We start from the raw sequence: 7,910 nt of genomic DNA, 5'->3' as shown, positions 1-7,910 counted from the left end.
TAAGAGACAGCCATTCCCCATTCCCCATTCCCCATCTCTACGAGTCAGTTCACGAATCAAATCGGATTACTATATATAAAATATGCCTAAAATTAGTGTTTGCATCCCTACTTTTAATCGTGTCTATCTCCTACCTTATGCCATTGACAGTGTACTTAAGCAGTCTGAGCAAGACTTTGAATTAATTGTCTGTGATGACGGTTCTAGCGATGGTACACCTGAGTTAATGTCACGTTATACAGATAACCGCATTAAATACATCCGTCATCCACAAAATATTGGTAAAAGCAATAATATGCGCTCTGGCTTTGATGCTGCTAGCGGCAAATATTTTATGAAGTTTGATGACGATGATAGGCTAACAACTAACTTTTTAGCATGTACTGCTGTAATTTTGGAACAAGACTCTATTATTGATTTTGTTGGCACAGACCATTGGATAATCGATATTAATAATGTCCGCGATGCAGAAAAAACTCAAGAAAATTCTCATCGTTGGGGTAGAACGAATTTACCAGCAGGTATCGTAGATAATTTGCTAGAAGTTGTGTTTATTCATCAAAGCTTTCAAATTGGAGCAACATTATTTCGCCGTCAAACCTTGCTACAATTAGGATTTATGTTGCCTAATCTGCAAAATTGTGAGGACAACGATTTGTTTGTGCGGCTAGCTTTAGCTGGGAAAAATGGTTATTACTTACCAGAACTATTGATGGAATATCGTTCTCACGCAGAACAGCAAGGTATTAATCGAGCTATTCCCTATTTATTCGACAAAATCCAATATTTAGAAAGTTATAAATTTGAGACAGAAAAACTAGAGCTTATCCGCAAAAATCGTCTTGCTGAAACACAATTATTATTAGGTTTGCGTTTAATTGAAAAGGGTGAAACGCAAAAAGGCAGAGAACTAATTTTAGCAGGACAGTCTTTTTCAACTACGAAAGCGTGGACTGGTTTAGGTTTATCGCTATTACCAGTTGGGTTACGGAGTAAGGCGTTTAGCGTGCTACGACAAGCGCGAGGTTAATATTACCTAATAAAACAAAATACGAGAAATATTTGGTTGATTAAAAAGTCCAGTCTACTTACTCCTCAATTTAAAAGGAAATAACTTAATTATGCTAGCACCTAAGATTCTACCTTCTAGGTTTTTTATCTGGAATCAAAAGTATAAAGCACCTGTGGGAGCTTCATGGTGGTATCAATACACCAATTCCCAAATTACTGGAAACAATTTTGCTTGGCGTAATCGCTATAACCTACCTAGTAAACTAATTAGACAGATTGGGCCTTTCGGTTTTCAAATTAATAGCCTTACACGCACTTTTGAATATCCTTGGTGTTTTTTCGCTACACCATTAGAAGCGGGTATGCGTGTAGTCGAAGTTGGGACTGGAGCTTCTGGTTTTCAATTTGTACTAGCTCAATGTGGTCTGGATGTTACCTCCATTGACCCTCTTGTTAATCCTAGCGAAAAAGTTGATTGGATATTTACTATTGAGCAGTTTCATCAATTAAATCATGCCTTTGGTGGTAAAGTTAAATTTATTCAAGATTTCTTGCAAAACGCTAATTTGAAGAGTAATTATTACGATCGCATTTTCTGTATCTCTGCAATTGAACATATACCATCAGAGGAATTGCCATCACTGGCAAAAGAAATCGAACGCCTTCTTAAACCTGGTGGCTGTTTCATCGCAACAATAGATTTGTTCTTAGATTGTTATCCATTTACCAATAAACATTCCAATAAATATGGTTCTAATATCTCGATAAGTTCTCTAGTTGAACACTCTGGATTAAAGCTTAAAATGGGTAATCCTGGACAATTGTACGGCTATTCTGAGTTTGAACTAGAGAATATTCGTCAGCGTTTAGATGAATTTTTAGTCGTTGACAACGTTCTTACACAGTGCATTGTACTAGAAAAAACCGTCTAAATTTTAGACAACTTCTTCAAAATAGGTTGTGGATAGCCTTTTCCACCTTGCAACTAACCGCCTCCCAGGAGTATTCTGCTTGTACTAATTCATAAGCTGAACGAGCTAGTTTCTCGCCCAAGGAAGGGTCTGACCAAATTTTGGACACTCCTGCAACTAACTCTTCCACCTCTCTAATCAGCAGGTGTTCCCCATCTGTAGCGTTGATTCCTTCAGCACCTTTAGCTGTACTAACAACAGGACAACCAGCAGCAAAAGCTTCTACGATTTTCAGGCGCGTACCTCCACCTTGAAGTAGTGGTACAACCATCACGCTGGCAGCAGCCAAATAGGGTCGGACATCTGGTACACTACCACTAACGATAATTCCAGGCGATCGCTCAGCAGCATCCAGCATAAATTGAGTCGGACTGCGCCCCACTAGCAGCAAACGGCTATCTGGGTAAAGCTCCCGCAGTTGGGGGTAGATTTGGTTAATCAATAACTCAGCCGCCACTGTATTGGGTGAGTATGAAAGTTGACCAAGAAAAAGAACATTCCGGCTGGTATTCTCTAATTCAGTCTTCGGGCTGTATTCACCGGAGCGTATACAGTCGTAGTGCGCGACATTGATACCGTTAGGTACAACATAAGTGGGCGATACTTGTCCGTAAAATTTGTTTATCAAGCTCACATCATCTTCGCTGCATACCCACACTTGGCTAACTTGCTTAGTAAAGTCGCCCTCAATTAACTTGAGATGGTTTAGCTGAATCTTGGCTTTTAACTTTGACTTTACACCCTTAACGGCATGGTATCTCTGCTGCCATAGAGATGCTTCCACGTTATGGTTATCGAAGATAATACGACATTTATGTTTCTTGACCACACTCAAGTAAGGGTACAGCCATACCTCCTCAATAACTACAACATCGGGCTGAAATTTGGTCAGGGTTTCGTCTAATTCTTGAGCAGCAGTTTTTGTATAAGCCCAATCTGCATCTGGATGTCTGCGGGGATGTAGCCACCACAACCGACTTTCTAAGTTTTCCCAGTTTGACCGGTGTGTGGCAAAGTTGGAGTGCTTCCATAGTGTAACCCCCGGTAGAGATGTGCTTTTAGGAGTCCAGTTGGAGGCTGAAAAAACACCAACAGGGCCAAACTTCATCATAATATTGATGTTTTGCCAGGTACGTAAACTTGATCCACCCACGGGTGGATAAGGTACTTCTTTTGTGATAAATAAAGTGCGAATCGGGAAAGTCGTCACTTAAGTATGTCTCCGATGATTACAAGTTATGTGGGAATGCGTAGACGTATATATGAGAATTCCTCACGCAGAGGCGCAAAGAAAGACTGTAAACGGTAAGCAATGCCCCACAATTATGTAATACAAATACTCAGTTAAGGGTTGGAGAATCTACCTATTTTGTGGGATAGTTGGGGTAGGTTGGTAAGTTGAACTGGGTCTAAGTTGACTGATCACAAAGAATGTACCAAAAGCTAAGGTAATGGATACTGCTGCGATCGCTAAACGATTAGCCTTCCAAGAGCTTAATTTCCCTTGTGTATATGCAGTATTGGTTATATTTACTTCCCGTTTAGCCTCTTCCAATATTGATTGGAGAGCATTTATTTGCTCATCTTCCAATTCTGAAAATCTATCTTGCCTAAAAGCATTTTCTAAAATTTTTACCTTTTCCCTTGAAGATAGTTGAGCAAGTTGTGTTTTAACAACTTCATACGGATTAGTTTGCTTTACAGGCTGTGAGGATGGAGTTGGAGAAGTTGGCGGTTGATTTGGAGTATCTTGTTTAATCTCCTTTTTAGTAAAACTATACGAGGTATCTTGCTGTATAGGTATTGGTGATTGAGTTTGAGATTTTCGAGGTTGAGTTGGGATACGCTGATTCTTACCTATTTTATTTGTCTTAAATGACCATTTAAATTCACTATCTTGAACAACCATATTCTTCAATGAAGAATACAGGTAGTGGTTTACTTCCCGTCTTTCAACTCCCAGCATGTCAGCAATTTTTACTGCTCTTAGGGGAGTGCCACGCTTCAATATCTCAAGTATTTTGGATTCCAGATCATCCATATCATTTACGAATTTTTCTTGCAACTCAACGATAACTAAAACTTAAACAGACAAGGTGCGTGACCAAGTATCAAGAAGAATGACCATTCTATCGCTAGTTATACCTTTAATCTGTTTCTTACCATGTTTGATTTTTATACGTTCAACTACATCGCTCAAAGCTTCAAACTTTTTCTTATTACGTTCTTTTTCTACACTTTCAGCTACTTTAACAGCTTGTTGCTCGCTAAATCCAGCATTTCTTAATCTCAAAGCAAGATCCGATAAACTCAAGTTATTGAATACATCTAATGGTGAAATTTGTTTGGGAATCTGATTTTCGATCTGCTTTAGTTTAGTATCTATCCTCTGTCTTTCTTGTGAAAATTCTGACTTTAATTCATTGAGTTGTTTCTCAAGACGTAATTCCAGGTTTGCTATACGTGATGATTCCTTATTCGCTTTTTCATCTCTAGTTTTTGATGGTTGAGCAGTAGAAACTAAGCTTTCGGTAACTGCAACTTGCTTTAATACTAAATCTTCTACTTTTGATGAGACAACAAAGGCATTGACCATTTCACCTTTGCGAGAATTTTTTTCTCTTGCTCGAACAGCAGCGTAGTATTCAAAATGTCCATCTACTACCGTATAATTCTCTACACCTGTCATTTTAACCACTAATGGTTTTACAATTCCTCCAGTCTCTATAATTAAGTCTGCGAGGTTTTCTAGATCAGCCTCTGCAAAATTGGATCTAGCAACAGTAGAAGTAATATTTTTAACATCAACCATTGAAAAATTAATCATTTTTTTAATCCTATTCCCTGTAAGACTTCATCTGCTAAAATATCAAATTCCATAGCAGATTTTTGAGCATCTGACTTGACCTCTTCTGCATATTTAAGAACAGATTTCGGATCAGGATATTCTAAGTCTCCGACTGTTATGGTTTGATTCATACATTCGGAGAGCACGGTTCTATCATAAATTACTGCTTCCATCAAAGGAAGATCATAACGTTCTGAAATCACACTCCTTTGTTTAGGAAAAGTATATTGTAGGAACTTAGAATTAGTTGAGATTTTTGAAGCCAGAACACCCATTAATATGATGTGTGATTTTCCTATCATTTCTCTAAATTCATTAACTTCTACAATGAAGTTTTTGACACTTAACAATCCTTGGTTAGCGAATGGTTTTAAATCCGAAGGAATTATTAGGTAATCAGCAGCAACCAGTGCGACTTTAGCATATAAATCTCTAGATGGAGGAGTATCAATTATAACAATATCATATTTATCTTCTACTTTTTTTAATTTCGTAACTAACCTGGTCTTACTAGCATCAATTTGATTAAGTTTATACTGCCCTTCAATTAAATTAATGTGTGCAGGAATAACATCTAGTTCAGGATTATTAAAGTAATGTGACTTATGCATAACATCTGATATTAAATAAAACTCACCCGATTCTAACAAATGATAAATATTAGAATCTCGCAAGTTATCTTCTTCTTCAAATTGAAATTTGATTAATCCGGTAGCAAAAGTAGTATTTGCCTGGGAATCTATATCAACCAAAAGTACTCTTTTACCTTTTTTTCTTAAGGCTGCTGCAAGGTTGACTGCGATAGTTGTCTTGCCAACGCCACCTTTGTTATGGTAAACCGCAATTGTTTTCATTGAATTTTGCCTCTTAGTTTCAAGACTTAAATCATCTTCAGCTATTTCGATCTCTGACTTATCTATAAACACTTTTTCTTTCAGGCTTTCTCTAGCAATAAAACCTGCAATTTCATCTATCTTCGTCTCGATATCCTTGCCATAGCATTGAAACACTAACCGAACATCATTTTGAAATTTCTCATAAATTCTGATCTCTTTCCCATTAGTTAGTAACCCATATCTCACATTCAAGCTTGTTAAATAATGCCTGAGTCGGAAGACGTGATTATTTAAGTTTTGTTTAGGGTGCTTTGCCTCCATGACGACACTCAGCGGCGAGTTCGCATCTAAAACCAAGGGAATTACTTGTGCGGCAAATGCTAAGAAGTCTAAGCGGATGCTACCAAGGGCAACTTCTTGATGCCAAGTATCAGGAGTATATCCTAGCTGCGGTAGCAAATATTGCACTATGAGTTTGCTTTCAACTTCGCTTTCGTTACGACACAGTTCAGGATTAAAAGGCAATCTTTTTATACCTCTAAAAAATTACAATTATTGGTAATAACGGAATTTATATTTGATTATGACATGGCGTTAATTATACTGAGCAATAAAACATACTTAAACAAAAAGTATAACAAATGATAGTAGAAGCAGTGTTTCCACTAAGAATTTAGCTGTTTGTGAGAGCTAGGCATGTTCAAAAGTATTAGGCTAAGTAAAAGCTAAATGCTGTAAGGACACACATCATCTGTGTATCTCTACCAGAGACATGTGAGCTTTAATATAAGTTCCCAACTTAAACGCACAAGTTAGATAAGTGTAGACGTATACTTCAGGGGAACAGGTTTTTTTCTTTGTCGGCATTGCACAATTCAAGTCGGGTTGCTATATAATCTGACTGCTTCAATTGAGGAAACATGACTGAAACGACTCTTTTGAGTCACCGAAAATATTAAATTTAACGGAAGTTTCAATTGTTCAGCAGGGGTGTACGCTACCTAGATGGAAGGCGTCATCAGAGGAATCAACCAATGGGATATGTAATTGCTACTGCAAATATGAAAGGTGGTGTAGGGAAAACCACCCTCACCGTCAACTTAGCTACTTGTTTGGCGAAAAATCATGGCAAGCGGGTGCTTGTTCTTGACTTAGACAGCCAAATTAGTGCCACACTCAGTCTGATGTCGCCTTTGGACTTTGCCAAGCGTCGCAAAAAAAGACTGACATTTAGATATCTGATAGATGAAGTTGTCAATCCAGAACCAAACGCAAAATTGACGATTCAGGAAATCATTCAATCTCAAGTTTGTAATTTACCTGGACTAGATTTATTACCAGGAGATATCGACTTATATGATGAATTTGTTGTCTCAGAAATGCTGCATCAACAAGCAGTTGCTTTGGGCGAACAGGACTTTGAAGCGATTTGGAATCGGTTTGAAAGAGTCTTGATTAATAACATTTTAAAATCAGTTCGCCAAGAGTATGATTTCATCCTCTTGGATTGTGCCCCTGGCTATAATCTATTGACTCGTAGTGCTCTAGCTGGGAGTGATTTCTATATACTTCCTGCGAAGCCAGAACCCTTATCTGTGGTGGGTATTCAATTACTGGAAAGACGCATTGCTCAATTAAAAGACAGTCACGGACATGAAACAAAGATAAATATAAAAATGCTAGGAATTGTATTTAGCATGTCCAACGCTAATCTTTTAACTGGCAGATATTACAAACAAGTGATGCACCGTGTTGTTGAAGATTTTGGTGTAGAAAAAATTTGTAAGACTCAAATACCAGTTGATGTAAATGTTGCTAAAGCTGTTGATAGTTTTATGCCAGTTGTTTTAAATGCTCCCCAATCATCTGGTTCTAAAGCATTCTTTCAGTTAACTCAGGAGTTGTTGCAAAAGTTGTAAAGGACTGGTGACTGGGGATTGGTGACGGGAGCATCCATTTTTGGAAGAAACACCGGGCGATTGGAAATCGCGGCTACACAAACGTTCGCGAATAGCGTCTCGCAGAGAAGTTCGCCTACGCGGACTCTCCCAAACCCGCCTGCGCGGGTTTAGTTTGTATAGCCCCAGACTTCTAATCTGTTCGCGTAGCGTGCGCCTTAGCGCAGGGCAATCTGCCAAAACGGGATACTCCCTTGGGGACTGGTGACTGGGGATTGGGGACTAGTGACTGGTGACTGGTGACTGGGTAAAATTTTTCCAATGCCCCATGCCCCATGCCCAATGC

The 7,910-nt window shown here is 38.5% G+C and carries 7 protein-coding genes; 3 read left to right on the top strand and 4 right to left on the bottom strand.

Annotation, left to right across the window (positions count from 1 at the left end):
- Window positions 1–82: 82 nt before the first annotated feature.
- Window positions 83–1,030, top strand: a complete 948-nt coding sequence (locus IQ246_RS27630; protein ID WP_194006488.1) for a glycosyltransferase — start codon at window positions 83–85, stop codon at window positions 1,028–1,030.
- A gap of 91 nt (window positions 1,031–1,121) precedes the next feature.
- Window positions 1,122–1,943, top strand: coding sequence for a class I SAM-dependent methyltransferase (locus IQ246_RS27625; protein ID WP_194006487.1), 822 nt, complete (start codon window positions 1,122–1,124; stop codon window positions 1,941–1,943).
- Window positions 1,944–1,959: 16 nt separating this feature from the next.
- Here the strand turns inward: IQ246_RS27625 and IQ246_RS27620 are convergent, their stop codons facing one another.
- The 4 genes from IQ246_RS27620 to IQ246_RS27605 form a co-directional block, all read right to left on the bottom strand.
- Window positions 1,960–3,192: a glycosyltransferase family 4 protein gene (locus IQ246_RS27620; protein WP_194006486.1), complete on the bottom strand. Its 1,233-nt coding sequence runs from the start codon at window positions 3,190–3,192 to the stop codon at window positions 1,960–1,962.
- 150 nt (window positions 3,193–3,342) lie between these two features.
- The gene (locus IQ246_RS27615; protein ID WP_194006485.1) at window positions 3,343–4,023 is read right to left on the bottom strand and encodes a hypothetical protein; all 681 of its coding nucleotides are present in this window, start codon (window positions 4,021–4,023) and stop codon (window positions 3,343–3,345) included.
- A 42-nt stretch (window positions 4,024–4,065) separates the two neighbouring features.
- Window positions 4,066–4,809, bottom strand: a complete 744-nt coding sequence (locus IQ246_RS27610; RefSeq protein ID WP_194006484.1) for a ParB/Srx family N-terminal domain-containing protein — start codon at window positions 4,807–4,809, stop codon at window positions 4,066–4,068.
- Window positions 4,806–6,191: an AAA family ATPase gene (locus tag IQ246_RS27605; protein WP_194006483.1), complete on the bottom strand. Its 1,386-nt coding sequence runs from the start codon at window positions 6,189–6,191 to the stop codon at window positions 4,806–4,808. The genes IQ246_RS27610 and IQ246_RS27605 overlap by 4 nt, the downstream gene beginning before the upstream one ends.
- A 509-nt stretch (window positions 6,192–6,700) precedes the next feature.
- Between IQ246_RS27605 and IQ246_RS27600 the strand changes: the two genes are divergently transcribed.
- Entirely contained in the window at window positions 6,701–7,585 is an 885-nt protein-coding gene (locus IQ246_RS27600; RefSeq protein WP_194006482.1) for a ParA family protein, read from the top strand.
- The last annotated feature ends 325 nt before the right edge of the window (window positions 7,586–7,910 follow it).

Origin of the sequence: aff. Roholtiella sp. LEGE 12411 (genome assembly GCF_015206995.1) — a bacterium.
In the GTDB taxonomy this organism is placed as follows: Bacteria; Cyanobacteriota; Cyanobacteriia; order Cyanobacteriales; family Nostocaceae; genus Komarekiella.
The sequence above is the reverse complement of the archived record's forward strand: the minus strand, read 5'-3'. Positions and strand labels throughout refer to the sequence as shown.

Excerpts from the sequence above, each read along its gene's own strand:
- IQ246_RS27630 (WP_194006488.1), top strand. The coding sequence starts at position 83 with ATGCCTAAAATTAGTGTTTGCATCCCTACTTTTAATCGTGTCTATCTC.
- IQ246_RS27625 (WP_194006487.1), top strand. The coding sequence starts at position 1,122 with ATGCTAGCACCTAAGATTCTACCTTCTAGGTTTTTTATCTGGAATCAA.
- IQ246_RS27615 (WP_194006485.1), bottom strand. The coding sequence starts at position 4,023 with ATGGATGATCTGGAATCCAAAATACTTGAGATATTGAAGCGTGGCACT.
- IQ246_RS27610 (WP_194006484.1), bottom strand. The coding sequence starts at position 4,809 with ATGATTAATTTTTCAATGGTTGATGTTAAAAATATTACTTCTACTGTT.
- IQ246_RS27600 (WP_194006482.1), top strand. The coding sequence starts at position 6,701 with ATGGGATATGTAATTGCTACTGCAAATATGAAAGGTGGTGTAGGGAAA.